The following is a 25197-nucleotide window of genomic DNA, read 5'->3' on the forward strand; positions in this document are numbered from 1 at the left end:
GAAGGATTCAACATAAGAAGAGAGGTGGAGAGTCTTGCATCTGGAAGCGAAAGATCTGGTCAAGACGTTTAAGCGACGCAAAGTTGTCGATCATGTGTCCCTGCGCGTCGAAAAGGGCGAGATCGTCGGGCTTCTAGGTCCCAACGGCGCGGGCAAGACGACGACGTTCTACATGATCACGGGGCTTGAGCGGCCGACTTCGGGCGATGTTTTCGTTTCCGATGTGCGTATCACGAGCATGCCCATGTATGCGCGTGCGCGTCTCGGCATTGGCTACCTCGCGCAGGAAGCCTCGATCTTCCGCAAGATGACCGTCGAGGAAAACCTCCTCTCGATCCTGGAGATGACGAAGCTTTCCGCGCAGGAACGCAGGGAGAAGATGGAGAATCTGCTCGCGGAATTCCGCATCGGTCATGTGCGTGACCGTCTCGGCACGGAGCTTTCGGGCGGTGAGCGCCGCCGCGTTGAGATCGCGCGCTGCCTCGCCATCGAGCCGCAGTTCATCCTGCTCGATGAGCCGTTTGCCGGCGTCGACCCCATTGCCGTCGCTGACATACAGGAGATCATTGCGTATCTGCGCAAGCGAGGCATCGGCATCCTCATCACTGACCACAACGTGCGCGAGACGCTGCACATCGTTGATCGCGCCTACATCCTGAACGACGGCAAGATCCTCCTCGAAGGGGACAGTGTGACCATCGCCGCGAGTGATCTCGCACGCAAGTTCTACCTCGGCGACAACTTCACGTTATAGGAGCGTCCTTATGCAAATACGACTTTTGGACAAATACATCTTTCGTGAGGTCTGCCTCGCCTTCTTCTTCGGTATATGCGGCACGTCTGCCGTGTTCGTCGGCTCGGGCACGCTCTTTCGCATTGCGCAGTACATTACGGAATATGGCGCATCGTTTGGTTCTGTCGTAAAGATGCTCATCTTCAGCCTGCCTGCCATCGCCATCTATACATTTCCCATGTCGATGCTCTTGGCGGCGCTCTTGACGTTCGGCAGGCTGTCGAGTTCGAGCGAGATCACGGCGATGAAATCGTGCGGCGTGAGCTTCTACCGCATCGCTGCGCCCGCCATCGTGCTTGGCGTCGTCGTCAGCATCTTTTCCATCCTCTTCACGGAGCATGTCGTACCGCGTGCGAACAACGCCTACGAGAATGTTATCGCCTACGAGATTCAGGGCAACGCCGCACCTAAGTCGCAGGATCACATCGTCATCAAGGAGATCAAGGACGGCGAGATGCAGCGGCTCATGTATGCGCGTCGCTACGACGCTGCAACGGAAACTCTCGAAGGCGTGACGCTGCAGTCGTTCGAGCAGGGTGAGACGAAGTATGTGCAGGATGCCGCCTATGCGAAGTGGGAGGGCACGCAGTGGACGATGTATCGGGGAGCGATCTACGAGGTTTCCGGCGGCAAATCGGAGCATACGATGCGTTTCGACAAGCAGGTGCTGCCCATCAACGCTGGTCCTGGGCGCATCGTGCGCGAGCAGAAGAAGCCGGAGGAGCTGACGATGAAGGAGCTGCGTCAGCAGATCGAACTCATGCGCACGCAGTTCGTCGATACGAAGAAATTGGAGACAGAGCTTTATCAGCGCATCACGATTCCGATGGCGAGTCTCGTCTTTGCTGTCATCGGTGTGCCGCTCGGCATCCAGCCGACGCGCAGCAGTTCCTCGCGCGGCATAGGTCTAAGCCTCTTGATCTTCTTCTGCTACTACGTCCTCATGACGCTCGCGGGGGCACTTGGACAGTCGGGCGCACTAAATCCCGCTTATGCTGTCTGGCTGCCGAATGTCGTGGGACTTCTCGTCGGAGCGTATCTGATGCGCGAGGCGGCGCACTGATAAGGAACAGGCGGATTTTCCCGCCTTGCCAAGGGAAAACTCTCGGGAGAGAAAGGAGCATGTCTTGATGTACGGGATCGTCTTGATACTCGTGCTGATCATCACGGGTGGCGTCATTGCCGTCATCGGCGACCGCGTGGGCACGAAGGTCGGCAAGAAACGCTTGTCTCTCTTCGGCCTCAGGCCGCGTCATACGTCGACCATCGTTACCATCGTCACGGGCTTCGTCATCACGACACTGACGTTCATCATCCTGGCCGCCGCTTCAGAAAACGTGCGCACGGCGCTCTTCGGCATGGAGCAGCTCAACCGCTCGATGCGGGAAACGGAGGAAAAGCTCAAGGATGCGTCGGCCGAACTTACGTCGGCGCGCGCTGAGCAGGCGGCGGCGGACAAGGCGCTTGCCGATCTCAAGGGCAGTGTCCGCTCACTAGAAGAGGAAGCCGAAAAGCTTTCTGCGGGCAACCGTGCGCTCGCAGCGAAGAACGATGAGCTCGCAAAGGAAAACACTGCGCTCGATGGGGTGAACCGTACACTTGCGGCAGAAAACGATGCGCTCGGTGCGGCGAACGAAACGCTTGGCACGGAGAATGCGGCGCTTGCGACGAACAACGCGCAGCTTGCCGGCGATAAGAAGGCGCTGGAAATGCGCACGCAGGAGCTGCGCCGCGGGCTTGAGATCATCCGCGAGGGCGACATCGTCTATCGCGCGGGCGAGGTCATCGCGGCGGGCGTCATCAAGGGCGGACGGCCCGAGGACGATGTGCGCGCCGATGTCGCTGCACTCGCACAGCTCGCGAGCCGCAACGTCTCAGCACACCTCGGCAAAGATCTGCCCGACGGCGAGATCTGGGTCTACTCGCCCGAGGTCGATGACGCCGTCGCACGCATAGCTAAAGGTCCAGGCGATATGGTCGTGCGCATCGTTGCAGCGGGCAATCTCGTGCGCGGCGAAGCCGTGCGCGCCGCCCTCGACCTGCATCCGAACAGCATCGTTTATCGGCAGGGAGAATTCATCCTCGCGCAATCGTACCGTCTGACGGGTACGGGCGGTGCGCAGGCATCACAGGAAGTCGTCATGGACTTCTTGAAGCGCGTGAATGCCGCTGCTTCGGCACACGGCATTCTGCCCGATCCGATCCGCGGCACGGTCGGCGTCATCGATGGTGAGCAGATGTATGGCATCATGCAGACACTCGAACCGCTTTACGGCATGATCCTCCTCTCCGCCTATGCGCGAGATGACACCGATGCACTCGGTCCTCTGCGGCTCAACATCAAGGTTGAGCGAGCAGCCGAATGATGGAGAACGGGACGCTCGCCGCCGTCGATCCCGGTCGCGAGAAGTGCGGGATTGCGGTTCTCGATGTACATGGCGTGGTGCTTTTCCAAAAAGTGATCGAGACGCTTAATCTTGCGCGTGAAATCAACGATAAACATTCTAGGTATGCGTTCGCTGTTCTTGTGCTTGGAAACGGCACGACGAGCAAGGAAGCGAAGGAACGCATAGAAGAGGCCGTGCCTGGTTTGCGCGTGGTGCTTGTCGACGAGTACCGTACGACGGACATGGCGAAGCGGGCGTACTGGCAGGCACGTCCGCCGCGTGGCTGGCGGAGGCTTCTGCCCGCCTCGATGCTCGTGCCGCCCGAGCCTGTCGATGATTTTGTTGCCATCATCCTTGCACGGCGCTTTCTTGAAAAAGCGCCGTTAAGCGATGTTTGAGAGCAGGAAACTTGGTTTCCGCAAATGTTAAAGATGTGTTGACGAACCTTTGAGCAGCACAGTTCTTCCACAATGAAAAGGAGAGTTCACATGGCAGAAAAAGAAGAAAACCTCGAGGTAGAAACGAAAGGCACGAAGAAAACGGCGAAGGCAGCAAAGGCAGCAGAGGCAATGGAGACTGCGGAAGCTGTCAAATCCGAAAAAGCAGCGAAGTTTGACGCGATGCTCAAGGAGCTTGACATTCAGGCGTTCCAGAAGCAAGAGGTCGGCGATGAGTACGGTACGGTGCTCTACCGCTCCTCGATGGAAATCAAGGGGCAGTTCCTGCCCGTCATCGTCATCCTTGACGCCTCCATCTACGGTATTGTGCGCGTCATCGTCGGCAGCAAGGTCGTCAACGAGAAGAACGAGAGCGACCTCGCGGCATACATCAACGAGATGAACAGCCGCTACAAGGTGTTCAAGTACTATACGGTGGAAGACGGCAGCCTCGTCCTCGACGCTTGCCTGCCCGCTTCTGACGAGGGATTCGAGCCGGACATTGTGCGCACGATCCTCGACGTCATCCTGCAGCACCTCGATGAGACTTTCGGCGATACGATGAAGACCATCTGGGCGGACAACTGAGAAATGAATCAAGAGAGGGCTGCTCCGAAAAGCGAAATCTCGCTTCTTGGAGCAGCCCTCTTTGCTTGGAAAAAGCATGAAAAAACTGCCGCAAGCCTTCTGGCTTGCGGCAGTTTTTTTTCGTGCAAATCAGCCCGCAGCGACAGCTTCGTTCAGACCCTTCATCAAGGCGTCGATGTCGATGCCGTGCGCGAGTGCACCCTGCTCGATGTTCTCGAAGTGCGAGGCGGCGCAGCCGATGCAGCCCATGCCGGCGCTCATGAATACGGGAACAGTGGCGGGATATTTCTGGACAACTTCTCCGATGCCCATATCTTTCGTTATGGTCATACAAAAACCTCCTTTGTTACAGGGAAACTCCCAAGAAGCCGACAGAAGTCAGCCGGTTGATTGGTTCCATGTAAGGGCGAGTATACGGCAGAGCCGCATACGAAAACACCTTACTACTGGCTAGATTATATCATGTTTCCTAGCGAATAGCTAGAGGATATTTCGATTCTTGAGAATAGTTGCTGTCATGTTGCGTGGAACGCGGCGCATCTATTTCAAAGAATATCCTCCATCATTTCATGTGCTGAAGCATAGGATTTGAAATTCTCGGGATTTCTGCGTATTCCTTCGGCTTCCTGCAGAGCGGCCATCGTTTCGGGATTTGTTGCATAAAGCTCAAAAGGAAGCCTTCCTTGGCGCAGGATCTGACGCGCCATCGCGTTGACCGCGACGGACATGTTGAGTCCCATACTGGCAAGTGCGGCATCCGTTTGGGCTTTTAACGCTGAATTCATGCGGACTCGTATCATGGTTGAAGGCATGGTTTCAACCTCCTTTTTGAGACAGAAATATGGAATAAAGCTACAGGAATCGTTGAAACTGTCGACCTGTCTTACGGTATCAGTATAGCATAAATAAAAGAATTGTCTGCAAGAATGGGCATTTCGCAGGCGGATATTAGCCGCATTGAAACAGGAGAGGCCGATCCTTCGATGCAGACGATGAAGGGGTTGGATATGCAGCTTCGCGTGATGTTCGTACCACAGAACGCGCACAGCGGCGTGTAGAAAAGCAGATCGGCGTTGGAGAATTTTCCTTGCATTTTTCCACAACTGCGCTATAATGAATATTGCAAAAGGGGAGTCCACGAATGGGCTGAGAGGGGGCTTTTCGCTCCGACCCGGAACCTGATTTGGATCATGCCAACGTAGGGAATAGAGGGCGACTTTGACCGCATACACCACTTTGGCGTGTGCGGTTTTCTTTTTGGGAGGGATGAAGATGGTGAAGGTCAATGGCGAGGATACTGCGGCGGACGGCAGGATGCTCTTGGACTATCTGCGAGAAGCCGGCTATACGCCCGCACGCATCGCCGTCGAGAGAAATGGCGAGATCGTGCCGCGGGCGACGTATGAATCGGTGCGGCTTGCGGCGGGCGACGTCGTGGAGATCGTGAGCTTCGTCGGCGGCGGCTGAGGCGATGAGGCGCGTCGTGCTTCTGCCGGGGTGCGCTGTCGATGGAGGGAAGGCTTCTCCCAAAGGGAGGGCGAAGGGGGAAATCGTATGGAAAAGAAGCAAGAGGAAGATATGTTGAAGCTTGGCGGCAAAATGTTCCGCTCGCGCTTCATCCTCGGCTCGGGCAAGTATTCGCTCGAGCTCATCCGTGCCGCCGTGGAACATGCGGGCGCGGAGATGGTGACGCTCGCCGTGCGGCGCACGAATACGCGCGAAGGTGAGAGCATCCTCGACTACATTCCCGCGCATGTGACGCTCTTGCCGAACACGTCAGGCGTACGCACGGCAGAGGAGGCGGTGCGCATCGCCCGCATGGCGCGCGAGCTTGGTTGCGGCGATTTCATTAAGGTGGAGATCATGCGCGATGCGAAGTATCTTCTGCCAGACAACGAGGAGACGGTTCGCGCGACGAAGTTGCTTGCCGCCGAGGGCTTTACCGTCCTGCCGTACATGTTTCCCGACCTCTATGCGGCGCGCGCCCTTGAAGCGGCGGGAGCGGCGGCGGTCATGCCGCTCGCCGCTCCCATCGGCTCGAATCAGGGACTGCAGGCGAAAGCGTTCATCAAGATTCTCGTCGAGGAGATCGACGTGCCGATCATCGTCGATGCGGGCATTGGCAGGCCGTCGGAAGCGTGCGAGGCGATGGAATTCGGCGCCGCCGCCGTCATGGCGAACACGGCGATCGCGACGGCGGGCGACGTGGCGCGCATGGCGGGGGCGTTCAAGTCGGCGATCGAGGCGGGGCGCGCGGCGTATCTTGCAGGGCTTGGCCGCGTCTTGGAGCGCGGCGCGGCCGCTTCCGATCCGCTGACGGGTTTTCTGCACGAGGGAGAGGCGACGAGATGAGAGAAGATGCAAGCTACTTCATAGATTCGGCGCGCTTGAGCGGCGCGGCGCTCGAAAGGAAGCATCGGCTCGAAAACGATCCGGCGAGCCGCACGGATGTCATGGCGTATGCGAGCGATATGGAGCGGATTGATTCCGATGTGCGCGAAAAGGTGCTTTCTGCGGCAGCGGAGTACGATCCTGCCGCTTACAGCGCCGCCGATGTCGAGCGTGCTCTCGCGCACGAGCGGTGCAGCATCGAGGACTTCGCGGCGCTCCTTTCGCCTGCCGCCGCGCCCTTTTTGGAGCGCATGGCGAGGCGTGCGCAGCGGGAGACGGGGCGTCACTTCGGCAACACGGTCTACGTCTTCACGCCGCTTTATATCGCGAATTACTGCGATAATTACTGTATTTACTGCGGCTTCAACCGCTACAACGACATCGTGCGGCGCAGGCTCACAGAGGCGGAGATCGCACGCGAGATGGAGGTCATCGCGGCGTCGGGCATCGAGGAGATCTTGCTGCTGACGGGCGAAAGCCCCGCGATGAGCGACATCGCCTACATCGGCGAGGCATGCCGCTTGGCGAGGCGGCATTTCCGCAATGTCGGACTTGAAATCTATCCCGTGAATACGGCGGATTATCGCTATCTGCACGAGTGCGGCGCGGACTATGTGACGGTGTTTCAGGAGACGTATGACGCCGTGCGCTACGAGGAGCTTCACCTCGCGGGCCGAAAGCGCGTCTTTCCTTACCGCTTCGAGGCTCAGGAACGTGCCATCCTCGGCGGCATGAGGGGCGTCGGCTTCTCAGCTCTTCTGGGACTCGCCGACTTTCGGCGCGACGCCTTGGCGACGGCGCTGCACGTCTACTTCCTGCAGCGCAAGTATCCGCACGTCGAATACTCGCTCTCCTGTCCAAGGCTTCGTCCCATCGTCAACAATGCGGGAATCAACCCGCGCGACGTGCACGAAAGGGAGCTTTGCCAGGTGCTATGTGCCTATCGCATCTTCCTGCCCTACGTCGGCATCACGGTCTCTTCGCGCGAGTCGGCAAGCTTTCGCGACGGCATTGTGAAGATCGCGGCAACGAAGGTGTCGGCGGGCGTCTCGACGGGCATCGGCGACCACGAGGAGAAGTACGAGGGAAAAAAAGTGCAGGCGGCTGGCGACGAGCAGTTTGAAATTGCCGACGCGCGCTCTCTTGCCGAGATGTACGCAGGACTCTCGCGCGGCGGACTGCAGCCCGTGCTGAACGATTACGTCTATGTATAGGGGAAGAATCATCGCGTGCATCACGAATCGCCGTCTGGTCGAGGGCGATTTCCTCGCGCAGATCGAGCGCGTTGCCGCGATGGAGCTGGTGGACTGGATCATCGTGCGCGAAAAGGATTTGCGCGTGGAGGAGTATCGGACACTTTTCGCAAAGGTCGCACGCATCGCGCATAAGGGCGGCAAGAAGTGTCTCGCGCACGGTCGGATTGCGCTCAGCGTGATGTCGGAGCTCGGCGCGGACGGCATCCATCTGCCGCTTGACGTCCTGCGCGAATGGCGAGCGGCGAGCGGGCGGGGCGGGCGGCGATCAGGCGGCGGCGAGGATGCTGTGCAGTTCGTCGGCGCATCGGCGCACTCCGCCTCCGAGCTTGCCGAAGCCGCCGCCCTTGGCGCAGACTACGCGACGCTCAGTCCCATCTTCGCCACAGCGTGCAAGCCAGGTGTTGACCCTCTCGGCACGGCCGCCCTCGCCGCCGCCTGCCAAAAGTCGCCGATCCCTATATTTGCGCTCGGCGGCATCGGCATGGACAAGCTCGACGCTTGCATCGAATCCGGTGCGGCGGGCTGCTGCATGATGTCGGAGCTGATGCGGTGCATTTATTCGATCCGCGCTGTACCTTTGGGGCTTGAGTTCTTGAAGGTTCATGGTACAATAAAATAGAAGGGCGGGAGAGGACGATGTCCTTTCCCGCCGTATCCTTTTGTGCTGCTTTCAAGGAGGTGAAAGCGGCGCTTTGCCTGTGCGATGCGTCGCGAAGTGTATGGGAATCTTATTTATCGGAGGAATTGTTGGCGTCGTTGCGTTGGTCGTCGTGCTCTTGGCGATTTTAGTGGGCGGCTATGTGAAGGCTTCGCCGTCGACGGCACTCATTATTTCCGGCATCAAGAAGCGCCCGCGCATCCTCATCGGGCGGGGCGGAGCGCGCATCCCTTTCTTTGAGCGCATGGACAAGCTTTTCCTCGGGCAGATTTCTGTGGACATCAAGACGGAGACACCCGTGCCGACGAACGATTACATCAATGTGAATGTCGATGCTGTTGCCAAGGTCATGGTCGGGCGCGACGAGGAGAGCGTGCAGCTTGCAGCACGGAACTTCCTGAACTTCACGGGGGAACAGATCGCGAAGGATCTGCAGGATTCCCTTGAGGGCAACATGCGCGAGATCATCGGCACGTTGACGCTGGAAGCCATCAATACGGATCGTGACAGCTTCTCTGATCAGGTGGTCAACAAGGCGGCGCAGGATATGAAGAAGCTCGGCATCGAGATCATTTCCTGCAACATACAGAATGTCACGGACAACAATGGTCTCATCGTCGACCTCGGTGCGGACAACACGGCGCGCATCAAGAAACGCGCGGCCATCTCGCGTGCCGAGGCGGAGCGCGATGTCGCTGTGGCCAAGGCGCAGGCGCAGAAGGAAGCGAACGATGCGCAGGTAGAGGCGGATCTTGAGATTGCCCAGAGGCAGACCGATCTTGCCATTCGGCAGGCGGAGCTTAAGCGGGCGTCCGATATCAAGCGCGCGGAGGCGGATGCAGCCTACGAAATTCAGGCGCAGGAGCAGCAGAAATCTGTTCAGGCCGCTACGGTCAACGCGCAAATCGCGAAGGCGGAGCGTGAGCAGGAGCTGAAGAAGCAGCAGGTGTCCGTGCGTGAGCAGGAGCTTGCGGCGCAGATTCAGAAGCAGGCGGACGCAGAAAAGTATGCCGTCGAGCAGAAGGCGGCGGCCGATCTTGCCAAGCGTCAGCGTGAAGCGGAAGCCGCGCTCTACGAAACGCAGCGCAAGGCGGAGGCGAAGAAGGCTGAGGCTGAGGCCTCGCGCTATGCGGCAGAGCAGGAAGCAGCAGGAATCAAGGCGCAGGGCGAGGCTGAAGCTGCCGCAATCCAGGCGAAAGGCGAGGCGGAAGCCGCTGCGATGGATCGCAAGGCGGAAGCGCTGAAGAAATACGGCAAGGCGGCTATGGCGCAGATGATCGTTGAGATTCTGCCTCAGATCGCTTCGGAAGTGGCAAAGCCGCTTGAGCGCATCGGTAATGTATCCATCATCGGCGGCAGCAGCGCCTCTGCGGTTGAGCCGATGGCAGACAATGTGCCGCTCGTCATGGCGAAGACGTTTCAGACGGTCAAGGCGGCGACGGGCATCGACCTCGCAGACATCGTGCGCGGCGAGAGCTACGAGGCGAAGGTCACGAAGAATGTCAACGTCACGGGGGCGGATGCTGATGCTATAAAAGCGGCTGCCGTCAAGGCGGCGACGATTGCCAATGCGATTCGCGACTGAGGGAGGAAAGAGAATGACAAACTACACGCACAAACGTCCACTTTGTGAACATTGTGCGCCGCCATTACAGAAACCTAGCCAATCAGTCTGCGCCTTCGGCTTGACCTCTTGGGGTTTCGTGACAAAATTTCTGCGGCGGTTTCTACCGCTCTTCGTGCTGTTCTTTGCGCTGCTTCTGGCGGCGGGCACGGGGAACATCGATGCACGCATTTCGCAGGAAGTCGAGCAGGGGGCGAAGGTGCGCATTCTGAACTACCACATGGTCAACGACATGGATCATTCGCTCGCCGTTGCACCGAAGGACTTTGACCGTCAGATGGCGTGGCTCAAGAAGAACGGCTTCCAGTCGATCACCCCTGAAGAGCTTTACGGCGCTCTGACGGGAGCGGGCGATTTGCCCGAAAAGCCCGTGATGATCACATTTGACGACGGCTATGTCGACAACTATGAGAAGGCGTATCCGATTCTTAAGAAGTACGGTTTCAAGGCGACGATCCTCGTCGTCACGGAGATGGTGGGAAAGAAGAAGGGTTATCTGACGTGGGAACAGCTGCGCGAGATGGAGCAGAACGGCTTTTCCATCGAAGGGCACACGATGACGCACCGCGCCTTGACGAGCCTCACGGATGACGAGATCAAGGAGGAGCTTTCCGCTTCGAAGCGCATGATCGAGGAGAAGCTCGGCAAGACGGTCACATGCTTCGCCTACCCAGGGGGCGCATACAACCTGCACATTGCGAATCTCGTGAAGGAAGCGGGCTACAAGATGGCGTTCACCGTGCGCTACGGCAATGCGGATCGCGCGAGCAATCTCTACGCGATCGACCGTGTGCCGATCTTCCATACGGAAAACACGGAAGGATCGTTTCAGAAGCGTCTGCGCTATTTGCCGATTTTCGAGAATTTCGGCTGGCAGAAGCGGTAGGGAAAAGCGCGGCTTCTTCTTGCCTAAAAAAGAAAATATGTTTGTGGGAAAGCAGTCCCTTGCCTTTGGCGAAGGGGGTGCTTTCTCTTTATTTTTGCGGCAAAAGGGGCGCAGGATGAAAAAAATGAAAGCGAGAGGCAGGAAAAAAAGGGGAAAGAAAGAATTAAAACTAGACAATGAAGTGGCGAAAAGTGGGGAAATGTGGTTTAATATAGAGAGCACTGGTGAAGGAGGTGGCAAGCGAGATGTTGATGGGCGAATACACACATACGATCGACGCGAAGGGGCGCGTGATCCTGCCTGTGGATTTTCGCCCGGAGCTCGGCAGCTCGTTTGTCATCACGAAGGGGCTTGACAATTGCCTCTTTCTCTACGGAGAGGAGGAATGGGAGCGGCTGTCGGCGAAGCTCAAGGCGCTGCCGATGTCGAAGCCTGAGGCTCGGGCCTTTGCACGCTTCTTCTTTGCGGGCGCACGCAAGCTGGAATTGGACAGGCAGGGACGCTTCCTCGTGCCTGCGAACCTGCGCGCCTATGCGAGCCTCAAAAAGGATGTCGTCCTGAACGGCGTCATGACGCGCGCCGAAATCTGGAGCCGCACGGCTTGGGATGCTTACAACGCTGAAGTGAATCCGATGGTCACGAAGATCGCGGAGACGCTGACGGATCTCGGGATTTGAGGTGAGTGCATGGAGTTTCGCCATACGAGCGTGATGCCGGAGGAGACTCTGGAGGCTCTCGCCGTAAAGCCTGCGGGCACTTACGTCGACTGTACGCTGGGCGGCGCGGGTCATGCGCGGCGCATCGCTGACAGGCTCTCTCCCGCAGGACGGCTCATCGGGCTCGATCAGGACGAGGCGGCGATTCGGGCGGCGAAGGAGCGGCTTGCCGACGTTCCGTGCCGCGTCGACGTCGTGCGCTCGAATTTCCGTGCGCTCGACTCGGTTCTGCAAAGACTCGGCGTCACAGCTGTCGACGGCGTGCTCTTCGACCTTGGCGTGTCGTCGCATCAGATCGATACGGCAGAGCGCGGCTTTTCCTACATGCAGGACGCGCCGCTCGACATGCGCATGGATACGTCGCGTCTCCTCTCGGCGCACGAGGTCGTCAACGAATATGACGAGGCAGAGCTTTGGCGCATCTTCCGCGACTACGGCGAGGAGCGCTGGGCGAAGCGCATCGCCGCATTCATCGTAGCGGCGCGGCAGGAAAAGCCCATCGAGACGACGGGCGAACTCGTTGACATCGTATGCCGCGCTGTGCCCAAGGGCGTGCGCCGTGCGGCCGGCGGCCATCCGGCGAAACGCATCTTCCAGGCGATCCGCATCGAGGTGAACGACGAACTCGGCATCCTGCAGGCGAGCGTCGAGAATGCGGTGCACGCGCTCGTGCCCGGTGGCAGGATCGCCGTTCTCACGTTCCACTCGCTCGAAGACCGCATCGTCAAGCAGGTATTCAAGGAACTCGCACGCGGCTGTATCTGCCCGCCCGGGCTTCCCGTCTGCGTTTGCGGTCACGAGCCTAAGGTCAGGCTCTTGGGCAAGGCGCAGAAGCCGAGCGCCGCAGAAGCTGCAGAAAATCCACGCGCCAAGAGCGCGAAATTGCGTGTGGCTGAGAAATTATAGGAAGCCGCTCTTCGGCGGAGGGCGCATGAGGGAGCAGGCGGAGGCCGCAGGAAGCGGCAGCACCGCTATCAAGGAGGGATCGACAGATGCTCGCAAGACAAAGAGAGTATGAGTATTATGAGGAGGAGCTGCAGCCGCAGCGGATCGAGAAGCCTGCGCCGCCTCCTAAGAGGCGGCCGACGCTCAACACGCATCTGCGCTCCCGCTGTTTCTTGCTGCTTGCGCTGGTCTGCATCATGGCGATGGCGGTGACGATCCGAAGCGGCATCACGGCGAGCCGCGGCTACGATCTCGTGAAGATCCAGCAGCAGGCGGAAACGCTCGAAAAGGAAAATGAGCATCTGAAGATCGAGATCGCACAGATGAAATCGCCCGAGCGCGTGCGCCGCATTGCGACGGAAAAGCTCGGCATGAGCACGCCGAAGACGGTCTACTTTGCGACAGGTGCGAAGGAATAGGTCCGATAAATTTCATGGAGGGATGGCAATGAAGACGCTTGCCGAGTTGGCGGCGCTCGTCGAGGGCGCTGAAATCAAGGGAGATGCAGCTGCGAAGATCGCGGACATCGTGCACGATTCGCGCGAGGTGACAGAAGGGACGCTCTTCGTCGCCATCGAGGGGCTGCATGTCGACGGCCATTCCTTTATCGCGCAGGCGGTCGAGAAGGGCGCGTGCGCGATTCTGACGGAGCGCGGGATCGAGATTCCCGAGGGTGCGGCGGCGGTTCTTCGCGTGCCGAATCTTGCGGCGGCGCTTGAGGTCATCGTGCCGTTTTTCCATGACTACCCGTCGCGAAAGATGCGCATCATCGGCATCACGGGCACGAACGGCAAGACGACGACGAGCTATATGACGCGTGCCATCCTGCGCGAGGCGGGGTACAAGGTCGGACTCATCGGCACGATTCAGATCCTCGTTGAGGATGAGGCTCTGCCGATTCACAATACGACGCCCGACGTCGTCGTCCTGGAGCGAACGCTCGCCTATATGGCGCGGCGCGGCATGGATTTCGTCGTCATGGAGGTGTCTTCGCACGCGCTCGATCAGAACCGCGTGGCGGGCATCGAGTTCGATACGGCGGTATTCACGAACCTCACGCAGGATCATCTCGACTACCATAAGACGCTCGAAAACTATAAGCGCGCGAAAGCGCGCCTTTTCGACCTTGTGAGCCGAAAGGGCGCGAAGGCAGGCAAGACGGCCGTCGTTAATGATGACGATGCGGCGGGCGAGACGATGCTCGCCCATGCGAAGTGTGCGCATCTCACGTATGCCGTGAAGAAGGAAGCCGCCCTTCGCGCCGAGAACATCCGCGTCCATGCGCGGGGCATGGAGCTGACGCTTACAGGCGCTTTCGGCAAGATGGATCTTTCGCTCGGCGTTACGGGAATCTTCAATGTCTACAACGTCATGAGCGCCGTCGGCGCGGCGCTCGCGGAAAGGATCGCGCCCGAGGCGATCAAGAGGGCGCTCGAAGCTTTCAAGAGCGTGCCTGGGCGCTTCGAACTCGTCGATGCAGGGCAGGCGTTCTCCATCATCGTCGACTATGCGCATACGCCTGACGGCTTAGAGAACATCCTGAAGACGGCGAGGGAGATTGCGGCAGGACGCATCATCACGGTGTTCGGCTGCGGCGGCGACCGTGACCGCACGAAGCGGCCGATCATGGGACGCATCGCGGCGGCGCTTTCTGACGTCGTGCTCGTGACCTCGGACAATCCGCGCACGGAAGATCCCGCGCGCATCCTCGATGAGGTCGAGGTCGGCGTGCTCGAGAAGATCGGCGACAAACGCCATGAAAAAATCGCCGACCGCCGCACGGCGATCATGCGTGCCGTGGCGCTCGCCGAAAAGGACGACATCGTCATCATCGCGGGCAAGGGGCACGAGAATTACCAGATCTTGAAGGACAAGACAATCCACTTCGACGACAAGGAAGTCGCACACGAGGCCGTCGCCGCGCGGGAAAAAAGCTATGTGATGCGCTTTTCGCTCGCCGACGTCGAGCGTGCGGCGAAGGTCGAAGCCGTGCGCACGGCGGCGGACATCGTATTTTCCGACATCGTGACGGATACGCGAAAGATTGCGGCGGGATCGCTCTTCGTCGCGCTTCGGGGCGAGCGCTTTGACGGCGCGGACTTCGCGGCGCAGGCGGTCGAAAAGGGCGCGGCGGGCGTGCTCGTGGCGGCTGATACGCCCGAGGCGAAGCTGCCGAAGACGGGCGTCATGCTCAAGGCGAAGGATACACTGCTCGCCTATCAGCAGATCGCCGCCGCGTGGCGCAGAAAGTTTTCCATCCCCGTCGTCGCCATCACGGGCTCAAACGGCAAGACGACGACCAAAGACTTGACGGCTGCTGTACTCGGCGCACGCCTTCTTGTGCAGAAGACGGCGGCGAACTATAACAACGAGATCGGCCTGCCGTTGACGCTCCTTGGCCTTCGCGCCGCGCACGAGGCGGCTGTCGTCGAGATCGGCATGAGAGGACTCGGGCAGATCGCCGCGCTCGCGCCGCTCGCCGCGCCGACCGTTGCCATCGTGACGAACGTCGGCGAGGTGCACATGGAGCTTCTCGGCTCGATCGAGAACATCGCGAAGGCGAAGGCGGAGCTTGTCGAGGCAGTGGAGTCGGGCGGCACGGTCATACTGAACGCCGACGATGCGCGCGTCCTCGCGATGCGCGAGAAGGCGAAGGCGGGCGTGCGCGTCGTGACCTTCGGTCTTTCGCGCGATGCTGATGTGCGTGCCGTCGCTGTCGGCAAGGCCGAGGACGGCATGAGATTCATGCTGGAATGGAAAAACGAGCGCGGGCGACTGGAACGGCACGAACTCTTCTTGCCGATGCCCGGCCGACACAACGTGTCGAATGCGCTCGCCGCCATTGCTGCGGCTCGCGTGCTCGGCCTTTCGCTCGCGGATGTCCGGCGCGGACTCGCCGTGCCGCCTGCGCAGAAGATGCGCTTCGCCGTTGAAAAGTGCGGCGCATACACCTTCGTCAACGACGCCTACAATGCGAGTCCCACATCGACACGCGCGTCCTTGAAGACGCTCGCCGAGATGTTTGCGGGCAGGAAGATCGCCGTTCTCGGCGACATGCTCGAACTCGGCAGAGCGTCGAAGAGCGGCCACGCGAGCGTGGGCGAGGAGGCGGCGCATCTTGGCTTTGCCGCCGTCCTCTCGCGCGGCGAGGAGAGCCGCTTTATCGCAGAGGCCGCAAAGGCGGGTGGCGTGCCGCTCGTCGAGCGTATGGCATCGCACGAGGCGGCGGCGGCAAGGCTCAAAGAGATCCTGCAGCCGGGCGATGCCGTGCTCTTCAAAGGCTCGCGCGGCATGAAGATGGATGAGATCATCCCCCTGTTGAAGAAGGCGCTGGAGGCAGGCAAATGATGGATGTGAATACGACGGCGCTTTCTCTTGCAGGAGCGGCGGCGCTCGCCGCCGTCCTCGTGCTCGCGGCTGGCCCCTTCGTGATTCCCGAGCTGCACAAGCTGAAGTTCGGGCAGAGCATACGTGAGGAAGGGCCGAAGAGCCATCAGGCGAAGAGCGGCACGCCGACGATGGGCGGCATCATGATCATCGCCGCCATCACGCTCGCGACGCTTGCCGCCGCGCCATTGACGGCGGGCGTATGGCTCGCGCTCTTCGTGATGCTCGGACACTTCGCGCTCGGCTTCCTCGATGACTACATCAAGGTCGTGAAGAAGCGCAACCTTGGGCTCAAGGCGCGGCAGAAGTTCTTGGGGCAGATCGTCATCGCCGTTGTCGTCGTTTTTTTCGCACAGCACGAACTCGGAATTGCGACGACGGTCTGGCTGCCGCTCGTGCATGCGGCGCTTGACATCGGACTCTTCTACTATCCGCTCGTGCTCTTCGTGCTCGTCGGCACGAGCAACGCCGTGAACCTCACGGACGGCCTCGATGGCCTCGCGGCGGGCACGGTCACGGTCGCCGCACTCGCCTACATGGCGGTTGCGCTCGCCTTCAGCGCGACGGGGCTTGCCGTGTTCGCGGCGGCGATTGCGGGCGCTTCGTGCGCCTTTTTGCGCTTCAATCATCATCCGGCTCGCGTCTTCATGGGCGATACGGGATCCTTGGCGCTCGGCGGCGCGATCGCCGCGCTCGGCATTCTCACGCATACGGAAATTTTGCTTGCCGTCATCGGCATCGTCTTCGTCGCCGAGGCGCTTTCCGTCATCATCCAGGTCATCTCCTTCAAGACGACGGGAAAGCGCGTCTTCCTCATGAGTCCGATTCATCACCACTTCGAGCTAAAGGGGTGGCAGGAGACGCGCGTCGTCCATACGTTCTGGCTCGTCGGCGCCGTCTTTGCGGTGCTCGGCGCATGGCTTGCATATTGACGCGGGCAGACGTTTGACATCTTGGGAAGCCTCCCTCGTCTGCAGGGAAGAGATAAAACGAGGAGGAAGCATATTGCATCTCAATACGGATTTCACAGGAAAGAAGATTCTCGTCATCGGCGCCGGGATCAGCGGCTTTGCGGCGGCGAAGGTTCTCAAGAGGCTTGGCGCGAAGGTCACGCTTTCCGATGCGAAGGACGAGGCGGCGATCAAAGAGGACGTCTCGGAGCTTCGCGCACTCGGCATTGAGCTGATCTTCGGCGCACAGGAAGCCGCGCTCCTGGACGGCTGCGATCTTCTCGTGCTCTCGCCCGCCGTTCCCGTCGCCATCCCGCTCGCCGAGGAGGCGAAGCGGCGCGGCATCCGCATCACGAGTGAAGTGGAGTTGGCGGCGGCGCTTGCCAAGTCGCCGATCTTCGCCGTGACGGGGACGAACGGCAAGACGACGACGACGACGCTCCTGGGGCTGCTGCTCGCCGAGAAGTTCGGCAAGGAGAAGACGCGCGTCGGCGGCAACATCGGCTATCCGCTGTCAGAAGCCGTGCTGGAGGCGGGCGAGGGCGGCGCGGTCGCCGCCGAGATTTCGAGCTACCAGATGGAGGCGACGGAGCACTTCCGTCCGAAGGTCGCCGCCGTCCTCAACGTGACGCCCGACCACATCAAGCGCCACGGCTCGATGGAAGTCTATCAGGCGATGAAGGAGCGGCTTTTCCGCGAAATGGCAAAAGGCGATTGGCTCGTCCTGAACTATGACGACGAGAGGACGCGCTCGATGAAGGAGCGTGCCGCGTGCCCCGTATTTTTCTTCAGCCGCAGGGAGGCGCTCGAAGAGGGCGCTTTGCTCTTGGGCGACAAGCTCGTCCTGCGCCAGGGCGGCGAGGAGATCGCGCTCGTGACGACGGCGGAGCTTGGCATCAAGGGGGCGCACAACGTCGAGAACGCGCTCGCGGCGGCAGCGATGGCGCATCTCGCGGGCGTCGAGGCTGAGGCGATTCGCCGCGTGCTGCGCTCCTTCAAGGGCGTCGAGCACCGCATCGAACATTTTCTCGATCTCGCGGGCGTCGCCTGGTACAACGATTCCAAGGCGACGAATACGGACTCGGCGATCAAGGCGCTCGAATCCTTCTCGGACGGCATCGTGCTCATTGCGGGCGGCGACGACAAGATGACGGATCTGACAGACTTCATGCATCTCGTCTCGGAGCGCTGCACGGAACTGATCCTCGTCGGCGACGCTGCCGTTCGCTTTGCCGAAGCCGCGCGCGCAGCGGGCTTTCCCACTGCGCATATCCACGATGCCGCGTACTCGATGAAGACGGCGGTCTACATCGCGCGTCGCCTCGCGAAGCCGCCTGCCGTCGTGCTCTTGTCGCCTGCGTGCGCGAGCTTCGACATGTTCGACGGCTTCGAGGAGCGCGGCGAGGTGTTCAAGCGCTTGGCACGCGAGCTGGTGTAGGAGTTTGCAGGAAAACGCAGAAATGACAGGCAAAGGGGAACTGGCATGAAGATCATCGTTTCGGGCGGCGGTACGGGCGGCCACATATATCCGGCGCTGACGCTCGTGAGCGTTCTCGCCAAGAAGGAGCGCACGGCGGAATTTCTCTACGTCGGCACGCAGAAAGGCCTGGAAGCCGACATCATACCGAAGGAAGGCATCCCCTTTGAAACCGTTGATATCGAGGGGCTCAAGCGCAGTTTCTCGCCCACGAACATCGTGCGGCTCGGACGCGCCATGCATGGCCTTGCGGAGGCGGCGGCCATCGTGCGCCGCTTCCGTCCCGACGTCGTGATCGGCACGGGCGGCTACGTCTGCGGGCCAATCCTCATGGCGGCGAGCCTCGCGCATGTGCCGACGCTCATTCAGGAGCAGAACGTCGTGCCCGGCGTGACGAACAAGATCTTGTCGAAGTTCGTGACGAAGATCGCCGTCGGCACGGAAGAGGCTCTGTGCCGCTTCCCGCGCAAGAAGGCAGTCTTTACGGGAAATCCCATCCGCCGCGAGGTCATGACGGCGAGCCGCGAGAAGGCGCTCGAAAAGTTCGGCTTTGATGCGGCAAAGCGCACGGTGCTCGTCTCGGGCGGCAGCCGCGGCGCGAGGAGCATCGACCGCGCGATGGTCGGCGTCCTGCAGGCGGCGCAGGAGTATCCCGAGGTGCAGTTCCTTCTCGTCACGGGAAGGGGCGAGTATGAGGACGTCATGCGCCGACTGGAGGAGGCGGGCGTGGATCTCGCCGCCGCGCCGCACATCAAGGTCGAGCCTTACCTCTACAATATGCCCGAGGCGATGGCGATGGCGGATCTCGCTGTCTTTCGCGCAGGTGCGACGGGACTTGCCGAACTTACGGCACGCGGCGTGCCCGCGATCTTGGTGCCGTATCCGTATGCGGCGGAGAACCATCAGGAGTACAATGCACGCGCCTTGGAGCGGGCGGGCGCGGCGCGCGTGATCTTGGATCGCGATCTCACGGACAAGACGCTTTCGGCGCTGCTCGGCGAGCTTTTGTCGGAAGAAGGAAAGCTTCGCCGCATGGCACAGGCGAGCCGTATGCTCGGCCGCCCCGAGGCGGCCGATGAGATTGCCGATCTCGTGCTGGAGATTGCGAAAGATTAGGAGGAGAAAGAGTTGCTGAAGGACATCCATAAGATACATTTTGTCGGTATCGGCGGTGCGGGTATGAGTGCGCTCGCGCACATTCTGCTGGAAAAGGGCTATGAGGTGACGGGCTCCGATCTCGGCTCTTCCGCGCTGATCGAGCAGCTCAAGGGTCTCGGCGCGCACATCCATCATGGGCATAGGGCAGAGAACGTGCACGGGGCAGAAGCCATCGTCGTCTCGACAGCGATTCCTGAGACGAATCCTGAGATCGTCGAGGCGGCGCGGCTCGGCCTGCGTCGCTTCCATCGCTCGGACATCAATGCCGCGCTCCTCAACGCGGCGAAGGGCATCGCTGTAGCGGGAGCGCACGGCAAGACGACGACGACCTCGATGCTCGGCGTCGCGCTCGACCATGCGGGCATCTCGCCGACGATCATCATCGGCGGCGAGGTCGATGTCCTCGGCGGCAACGCGAAGCTCGGCAAGGGTGAGTATCTCGTCTCCGAAGCCGATGAGAGCGACGGCTCGTTCCTGAAGCTCCGGCCGCACATCGCCGTCGTCACGAACATCGAGGACGATCATCTCGATCACTACGGCACGCTTGAGAACATTCGCAAGGCATTTCGCGAATTTCTGGAAAACATCAAGCCCGGCGGCCACGCCGTCCTGTGCTTTGACAACGAGAACGTGCGAGACATCGCGCAGACGCTCGGCCGCAAGGTCATCTCCTACGCCATTGACCATGAGGCGGACTACCGCGCGGGCAAGATCGAGATGCACGGCGCGGGCGTTGATTTCTCCGTGCTGCACAAAGGAAAAGATCTCGGCCGCGTGCGCCTCAATCTGCCCGGCCGGCACAACGTGCTCGATGCGCTCGCGACCGTCGTCACGGGGCTGTCCATTGGCTTGACGGTCGAGCAGATGGCGGCGGGACTTGCGCTCTTTCACGGCGCGAAACGGCGCTTCCAGACGAAGGGGCGCGTGCAGGACGTATGGGTCGTCGACGACTACGCGCATCATCCGACGGAGATCGCAACGACGCTCCTCGCGGCGCGTCAGACGAAGCCGCGCCGCATCATCTGCGCCTTTCAGCCGCATCGCTACTCGCGCACGAAGCTTCTTGCCGCTGAATTCGGCGGCGCTTTTCGCGAGGCGGACGTGCTCGTACTGACGGATATTTATTCGGCGGGAGAAGCGCCGATCGAGGGCGTGTCGGGGCGCACGATCCTCAACGCCGTGCGGCAGACGACGGGGCAGGACGCGGTCTATATTCCGCAGCGGGAAGATATTGCCGCGCACCTCGCCGCCATCGCACAGTCTGGCGACATCGTCCTCACGATGGGCGCGGGCGATATATGGAAGACGGGCGAGGAACTGGTCGCTCTTTTGGAGGGGAAGTAATTTCATGAAGCAGGGAAAGATCGTCGTCGTCATGGGCGGCCCGTCGAGCGAGGCGGAAGTCTCGCGCCGCACGGGAGCCGCCATCGTCAGCGCCTTGGAGTCGAAGGGCTATGCGGTCGAGGGCATGGAACTCGATCCGCCGCACTTTGCCGAGGCGATAAGAAAGAGCGACTGCGCCATCGTCTTCAACGCGCTGCATGGCAGGTACGGCGAGGACGGCGTGCTGCAGGGCACGCTCGACATGCTCGGCATCCCCTATACGGGTTCGGGCGTCCTCGCCGCCGCCGTCACGATGGACAAGGTCATGTCGAAGCGCGTGTTCCTCGGCGCCGGCATCTCGACGCCGCGCTCCGAGACGTTTCATCGCTTTGAGTTTGACGCGGAGCTTCCCTCGCGCATCCGAAAGGCCTTTTCCCTGCCCGCCGTCATCAAGGCGTCGTCGCAGGGATCGAGCATCGGCGTCGCCATCGTCGAGAAGGAAGAGGAGCTTGAGGCGGCGCTCAAGGACGCCTTCCGCTACGACGAGGAAGTGCTCGTCGAGGAGTTCATTCGCGGCAAGGAGCTGACCGTCGCCGTCTGGGGTGATGCGAGAGAAGCGCAGGCTTTTCCCGTCATCGAGATCACGACCGTTTCGGGACGCTACGACTACGCGAGCAAGTACACGAAGGGCGCGTCGACGCACATCATTCCCGCACGCATTCCCTCGGAGGTGACGGAGCGCGTGCAGCAGCTCGCCGTCGACGCTTTCCGCGCCTGCGGCTGCCGCGGCGTGGCGCGTGCCGACATGATGCTCGGCGAGGACATGACGCCTTATGTGATCGAAATCAACTCGATGCCCGGCATGACGGAGACCTCGCTCGTGCCCGATGCGGGACGCGCCATGGGCGTCGAGTTCCCCGAACTCTGCGAAAGGATTTTGGAAATGGCAGGGTATGAGAAGTAAGAAATGAGCGAAGGTACGGGATACGGAAAGGAGGCGGAACGATGGCAGAGGAAAGGCAGGAGACTCTCGGCTTTACCGAGCCCGGCGCATTGCCGGGCGAGACGCATATCGTGCGCCGCCGCAGCCCGCGCCGCGTCCTCAAGGGATTCCTGTTCCTCGTCATCTCGGGCGCTCTCCTCGCCGTCGCCGTCTACTCGCCGCTCTTTTCCGTGCGCGATGTGCGCATCATCGGCAACCACTACATGCCGGCCGATGACATCCGCCGCGTCGCCGGCGTCTACCCGGGCGTGCCGCTCTTCCAGGTGAAGACGGCGGAGATGGCTCAGCTCCTGATGAAGGATCTGCGCGTCGAGCAGGCGAGCGTGCGCCGCTCCTTGCCGTCGACACTTGAGATCCAGATCGTCGAACGCCGCCCCGTTGCCACCGTCGACTGCGACTTTGGCTACGTCGATCTCGACCGCGAAGGCACGGTCATCGACGCTTACAAGACGCTGAAGAAGATGCCGATTCCCATGGTCACGGGCATCAAGCTCAAGGACATCTACATCGGCGACAAAACGACGGATGAAAATCTCAAAGCGGCGCTCGTCTATCTCAATGCCCTGAAGCCTGAGACGAATGCGCAGATCTCCGAGGTGTCGCTGAAGAAGCCGGACGACGTCATGGCGTACACGACGGGCGGTGTGCAGATCCGCCTCGGTGCGCTCGACCGCTTGGAAGAAAAGGCGCATCTGACGGACAGCTTCATCGTCGATCAGGAGGTCAAGCAGCGCCCCGTCGAGTACGTCGACTTCAAGTACACGGCGCCGTTCATCAAGCTCAAGCAATAGTTGTGGAAGAAAATTTGAGTTTGCGTTATAATCTCTTTGTTATCTCATTTCAGCAACAGCTCGGGAGGCATTTTATGATCAATTTCAAGCAGGGGCGGTGGTCCATCGCCTTTGTCTGCATGGTGCTGGGCTTCATGCTCGCCGTGCAGTTCCGTGCGACGGAGGACATGCGCCAGTCCGTATCGCAGCAGCGTGTGGAGGAACTTGCCACGCGTCTTCTGGAGACGGAGAAGGAGCGTGACCGTCTGCAGGAAGAACTGAAGGATACGAAAGACGCAGCGTCAGAGGGGCCGAGCAACGACTACCAGCGCATGAAGGGCGGCTTCACGGCGCTCGCGGGACCGGGCGTCATCGTCACGCTCGACGACAGCAAGGCGACGTCGAAGGCGGGCGAGAATCCGAACCTCTACCTCATTCATGACGACGATCTCCTGCGCGTCATCAACGAACTGCGCGCCGCAGGTGCAGAAGCCGTGTCCATCAACGGGCAGAGGCTCACGGGTACGTCGGAGATCCGCTGCGCGGGGCCGACGCTCTCCGTCAACAATGTACGTTCGGCACCGCCCTACAAGATTCATGCCATCGGCGACCCCGAGAGTTTGGAGAAGTCGATCAAGATGCGCGGCGGCGTCGAGGACACGCTGAAGGTCTGGGGCATACAGATCGACGTGAAGAAGGAAGAGCATGTCGAGGTGCCTGCCTACAAGGGCGCGGCGTCGTTCAAGTACGCGAAAGCCATCGAAACGCTTTCGGATGAAAAGGAGGGAGCAAAATGATTCTGCCCGTTCTCGGACTTCTCGTCGGCGTCGCTGTCGGCATGCTCTCTCCGATCACCGTGCCGCTCGCCTACGCGAAGCTCTCCTCCGTCGCCCTGCTCGCCTCGCTCGATTCCGTTTTCGGCGGCCTTCGGGCGGCGTCGGAAAACCACTTCGACAATGCCGTATTCATCTCGGGCTTCTTTATGAACGCCCTCATGGCGGCGTTCCTCGTCTACATCGGCGATCGCCTCGGCATCGACCTCTACTATGTGGCGCTCTTGGCGTTCGGCTTGCGTGTTTTCCAGAATTTGGCGATTCTGCGCCGTCATTTCTTCGAAAAGCATAATTAGAGCGGCAAAAAGAGAAAAAAGCAAGCATTTTCATAATTTTTTTATGGCGCACGTATTAAAATAATGATAGAATGGTAGGGAAACTTTTGAGGACGACTGCCGTGCTCCCTCTGTTGGGACGAAAGGCGGACTATGCTATACTTTGGGGGTTGCTATCGTGTTTGAATTGGATGATATGGGTTTGGACCAGTTCGCCAAGATCAAGGTCATTGGCGTAGGCGGCGGCGGCAGCAATGCTGTGAATCGCATGATTTCAGCGGGATTGCAGGGCGTGGAGTTCATCGCTGTCAACACGGACGCGCAGGCTCTTTTGCACGCAATGGCGCCGAAACGCATCCAGATCGGCGAGAAACTTACGCGTGGCCTCGGTGCGGGTGCGCGTCCCGAGATCGGCGAGCAGGCGGCGGAAGAGAGCCGCGACGACATCCTGCAGTCGCTGCAGGGTGCGGACATGGTCTTCGTGACCGCTGGCATGGGCGGTGGCACGGGCACGGGCGCGGCGCCCGTCGTCGCCGAGTGCGCGCGTGAGATCGGCGCTCTGACCGTTGGCGTCGTCACACGCCCCTTCACGTTTGAAGGGCGTCTGCGCCAGAAGAAGGCGGAGGCGGGCATCGAGAAGCTGCAGCAGCACGTCGACACGATCATCACGATTCCGAATGACCGCCTGCTGCAGGTCGTCGACAAGAAGACATCGATTACGGATGCGTTCAGCTTCGCCGACGATGTCCTGCGCCAGGGCGTCAAGGGCATCTCCGACCTCATCGCCGTGCCAGGACTCATCAACCTCGACTTCGCTGATGTCAAGTCCATCATGAGCAATGCAGGCTCGGCGCTCATGGGTATTGGCGAGGCAACGGGCGAGAATGCCGCTGTCGCCGCCGCCAAGTACGCGATCGAGTCGCCGCTCTTGGAGACGAGCATCGAAGGGGCGCACGGCGTTCTCCTCAACATCTCCAGCTCAGCGGAGAACCTCAGCATGTACGAAGTCAACGAAGCCTCGTCGACGATTCAGGAGGCCGTCAACGTCGATGCGAATATCATCTTCGGCGCGTCCCTCGACGAAACGCTCGGCGACACCGTGCGTGTGACCGTCATCGCGACGGGTTTTGACAACGATACGATAGGCATCCAACGTCCCGCTGCGACGGCTGTCCCGGGAAAGCCCGTGCAGCCTGGCGCAAAGCCCGTTTCCCAGGCCGATACGCCGCTACCGAAAGCGCCGAGCTTCAGCAACTTCGACATCCCTGAGTGGATGAACCGAAAGCGCGACTGAGGGCAGGCAGGGAAATAATACGAAAAGCAACAGGCATCCTTCCGAT

General features: G+C 60.4%; 27 protein-coding genes and 1 riboswitch. Of the genes, 25 read left to right on the top strand and 2 right to left on the bottom strand.

Going from position 1 to position 25197, the window contains the following annotated elements; translation table 11 throughout:
- Window positions 1–34: 34 nt before the first annotated feature.
- The 5 genes from lptB to RWS31_RS06340 all read left to right on the top strand — a co-directional run bounded on the left by lptB (window position 35) and on the right by RWS31_RS06340 (window position 4205).
- A complete protein-coding gene (gene lptB / locus RWS31_RS06320) occupies window positions 35–754 on the top strand; it encodes an LPS export ABC transporter ATP-binding protein (RefSeq protein WP_314596807.1) in 720 nt (239 codons plus the stop codon).
- A gap of 10 nt (window positions 755–764) precedes the next feature.
- A complete protein-coding gene (locus RWS31_RS06325; RefSeq protein ID WP_314596808.1) occupies window positions 765–1856 on the top strand; it encodes an LptF/LptG family permease in 1092 nt (363 codons plus the stop codon).
- A 67-nt stretch (window positions 1857–1923) separates the two neighbouring features.
- A complete protein-coding gene (locus tag RWS31_RS06330; RefSeq protein WP_314596810.1) occupies window positions 1924–3159 on the top strand; it encodes a DUF3084 domain-containing protein in 1236 nt (411 codons plus the stop codon).
- A complete protein-coding gene (locus RWS31_RS06335) occupies window positions 3156–3578 on the top strand; it encodes a pre-16S rRNA-processing nuclease YqgF (protein WP_314596811.1) in 423 nt (140 codons plus the stop codon). Before RWS31_RS06330 ends, RWS31_RS06335 begins: the two co-directional genes overlap by 4 nt.
- Before the next feature lie 90 nt (window positions 3579–3668).
- The gene (locus RWS31_RS06340; RefSeq protein WP_314596813.1) at window positions 3669–4205 is read left to right on the top strand and encodes a YbjN domain-containing protein; all 537 of its coding nucleotides are present in this window, start codon (window positions 3669–3671) and stop codon (window positions 4203–4205) included.
- 129 nt (window positions 4206–4334) lie between these two features.
- Here the strand turns inward: RWS31_RS06340 and RWS31_RS06345 are convergent, their stop codons facing one another.
- Both RWS31_RS06345 and RWS31_RS06350 read right to left on the bottom strand, forming a co-directional pair.
- A complete protein-coding gene (locus RWS31_RS06345; protein WP_006190717.1) occupies window positions 4335–4535 on the bottom strand; it encodes a DUF1858 domain-containing protein in 201 nt (66 codons plus the stop codon).
- Window positions 4536–4750: 215 nt separating this feature from the next.
- The gene (locus tag RWS31_RS06350; RefSeq protein ID WP_314596816.1) at window positions 4751–5017 is read right to left on the bottom strand and encodes a type II toxin-antitoxin system RelB/DinJ family antitoxin; all 267 of its coding nucleotides are present in this window, start codon (window positions 5015–5017) and stop codon (window positions 4751–4753) included.
- Between the two features lie 102 nt (window positions 5018–5119).
- Between RWS31_RS06350 and RWS31_RS06355 the strand changes: the two genes are divergently transcribed.
- From RWS31_RS06355 to ftsZ, 20 genes are all read left to right on the top strand, one after another.
- On the top strand, window positions 5120–5263 hold the full coding sequence (locus RWS31_RS06355; protein WP_314596818.1) for a helix-turn-helix transcriptional regulator: 144 nt from the start codon (window positions 5120–5122) through the stop codon (window positions 5261–5263).
- A 59-nt stretch (window positions 5264–5322) separates the two neighbouring features.
- Window positions 5323–5427, top strand: a riboswitch (TPP riboswitch).
- A 50-nt stretch (window positions 5428–5477) separates the two neighbouring features.
- The gene (gene thiS, locus RWS31_RS06360; RefSeq protein WP_314596820.1) at window positions 5478–5672 is read left to right on the top strand and encodes a sulfur carrier protein ThiS; all 195 of its coding nucleotides are present in this window, start codon (window positions 5478–5480) and stop codon (window positions 5670–5672) included.
- A gap of 87 nt (window positions 5673–5759) precedes the next feature.
- Complete coding sequence (locus RWS31_RS06365; protein WP_314596822.1) at window positions 5760–6557, top strand: thiazole synthase; 798 nt, start codon at window positions 5760–5762, stop codon at window positions 6555–6557.
- Complete coding sequence (gene thiH, locus RWS31_RS06370) at window positions 6554–7810, top strand: 2-iminoacetate synthase ThiH (protein WP_264918414.1); 1257 nt, start codon at window positions 6554–6556, stop codon at window positions 7808–7810. The genes RWS31_RS06365 and thiH overlap by 4 nt, the downstream gene beginning before the upstream one ends.
- Window positions 7803–8471: a thiamine phosphate synthase gene (locus tag RWS31_RS06375; RefSeq protein WP_314596824.1), complete on the top strand. Its 669-nt coding sequence runs from the start codon at window positions 7803–7805 to the stop codon at window positions 8469–8471. The genes thiH and RWS31_RS06375 overlap by 8 nt, the downstream gene beginning before the upstream one ends.
- 100 nt (window positions 8472–8571) lie before the next feature.
- The gene (locus RWS31_RS06380) at window positions 8572–10095 is read left to right on the top strand and encodes an SPFH domain-containing protein (protein WP_314596827.1); all 1524 of its coding nucleotides are present in this window, start codon (window positions 8572–8574) and stop codon (window positions 10093–10095) included.
- Window positions 10096–10213: 118 nt separating this feature from the next.
- Complete coding sequence (locus tag RWS31_RS06385; protein ID WP_314596829.1) at window positions 10214–11020, top strand: polysaccharide deacetylase family protein; 807 nt, start codon at window positions 10214–10216, stop codon at window positions 11018–11020.
- 245 nt (window positions 11021–11265) lie between these two features.
- Window positions 11266–11697 (top strand): division/cell wall cluster transcriptional repressor MraZ, encoded by a 432-nt coding sequence (gene mraZ / locus RWS31_RS06390; RefSeq protein ID WP_009645462.1) that lies wholly within the window; start codon window positions 11266–11268, stop codon window positions 11695–11697.
- 9 nt (window positions 11698–11706) lie between these two features.
- Window positions 11707–12642 (top strand): 16S rRNA (cytosine(1402)-N(4))-methyltransferase RsmH, encoded by a 936-nt coding sequence (gene rsmH / locus RWS31_RS06395; protein ID WP_314596831.1) that lies wholly within the window; start codon window positions 11707–11709, stop codon window positions 12640–12642.
- A gap of 86 nt (window positions 12643–12728) precedes the next feature.
- Window positions 12729–13100, top strand: coding sequence for a cell division protein FtsL (ftsL, locus tag RWS31_RS06400; RefSeq protein ID WP_009645447.1), 372 nt, complete (start codon window positions 12729–12731; stop codon window positions 13098–13100).
- 22 nt (window positions 13101–13122) lie between these two features.
- Entirely contained in the window at window positions 13123–16029 is a 2907-nt protein-coding gene (locus RWS31_RS06405; protein WP_314596832.1) for a UDP-N-acetylmuramoyl-L-alanyl-D-glutamate--2,6-diaminopimelate ligase, read from the top strand.
- Window positions 16026–17000: a phospho-N-acetylmuramoyl-pentapeptide-transferase gene (mraY, locus tag RWS31_RS06410; protein ID WP_314596833.1), complete on the top strand. Its 975-nt coding sequence runs from the start codon at window positions 16026–16028 to the stop codon at window positions 16998–17000. Before RWS31_RS06405 ends, mraY begins: the two co-directional genes overlap by 4 nt.
- A gap of 73 nt (window positions 17001–17073) precedes the next feature.
- Entirely contained in the window at window positions 17074–18456 is a 1383-nt protein-coding gene (murD, locus tag RWS31_RS06415; protein WP_314596836.1) for a UDP-N-acetylmuramoyl-L-alanine--D-glutamate ligase, read from the top strand.
- A gap of 45 nt (window positions 18457–18501) precedes the next feature.
- Window positions 18502–19611, top strand: coding sequence for an undecaprenyldiphospho-muramoylpentapeptide beta-N-acetylglucosaminyltransferase (gene murG, locus RWS31_RS06420; protein WP_314596838.1), 1110 nt, complete (start codon window positions 18502–18504; stop codon window positions 19609–19611).
- Between the two features lie 12 nt (window positions 19612–19623).
- Window positions 19624–20997, top strand: a complete 1374-nt coding sequence (murC, locus tag RWS31_RS06425; RefSeq protein WP_314596840.1) for a UDP-N-acetylmuramate--L-alanine ligase — start codon at window positions 19624–19626, stop codon at window positions 20995–20997.
- A 4-nt stretch (window positions 20998–21001) separates the two neighbouring features.
- On the top strand, window positions 21002–21940 hold the full coding sequence (locus RWS31_RS06430) for a D-alanine--D-alanine ligase (protein WP_314596842.1): 939 nt from the start codon (window positions 21002–21004) through the stop codon (window positions 21938–21940).
- A 41-nt stretch (window positions 21941–21981) separates the two neighbouring features.
- Complete coding sequence (locus RWS31_RS06435; protein WP_314596844.1) at window positions 21982–22770, top strand: FtsQ-type POTRA domain-containing protein; 789 nt, start codon at window positions 21982–21984, stop codon at window positions 22768–22770.
- Window positions 22771–22844: 74 nt separating this feature from the next.
- The gene (locus RWS31_RS06440; RefSeq protein ID WP_314596846.1) at window positions 22845–23546 is read left to right on the top strand and encodes a DUF881 domain-containing protein; all 702 of its coding nucleotides are present in this window, start codon (window positions 22845–22847) and stop codon (window positions 23544–23546) included.
- Window positions 23543–23878 (top strand): small basic family protein, encoded by a 336-nt coding sequence (locus RWS31_RS06445; RefSeq protein ID WP_006191080.1) that lies wholly within the window; start codon window positions 23543–23545, stop codon window positions 23876–23878. The genes RWS31_RS06440 and RWS31_RS06445 overlap by 4 nt, the downstream gene beginning before the upstream one ends.
- A 157-nt stretch (window positions 23879–24035) precedes the next feature.
- Window positions 24036–25151, top strand: a complete 1116-nt coding sequence (ftsZ, locus tag RWS31_RS06450) for a cell division protein FtsZ (protein WP_314596849.1) — start codon at window positions 24036–24038, stop codon at window positions 25149–25151.
- Window positions 25152–25197: the final 46 nt, after the last annotated feature.

Source organism: uncultured Selenomonas sp. (assembly GCF_963528755.1).
GTDB lineage: Bacteria > Bacillota > Negativicutes > Selenomonadales > Selenomonadaceae > Selenomonas.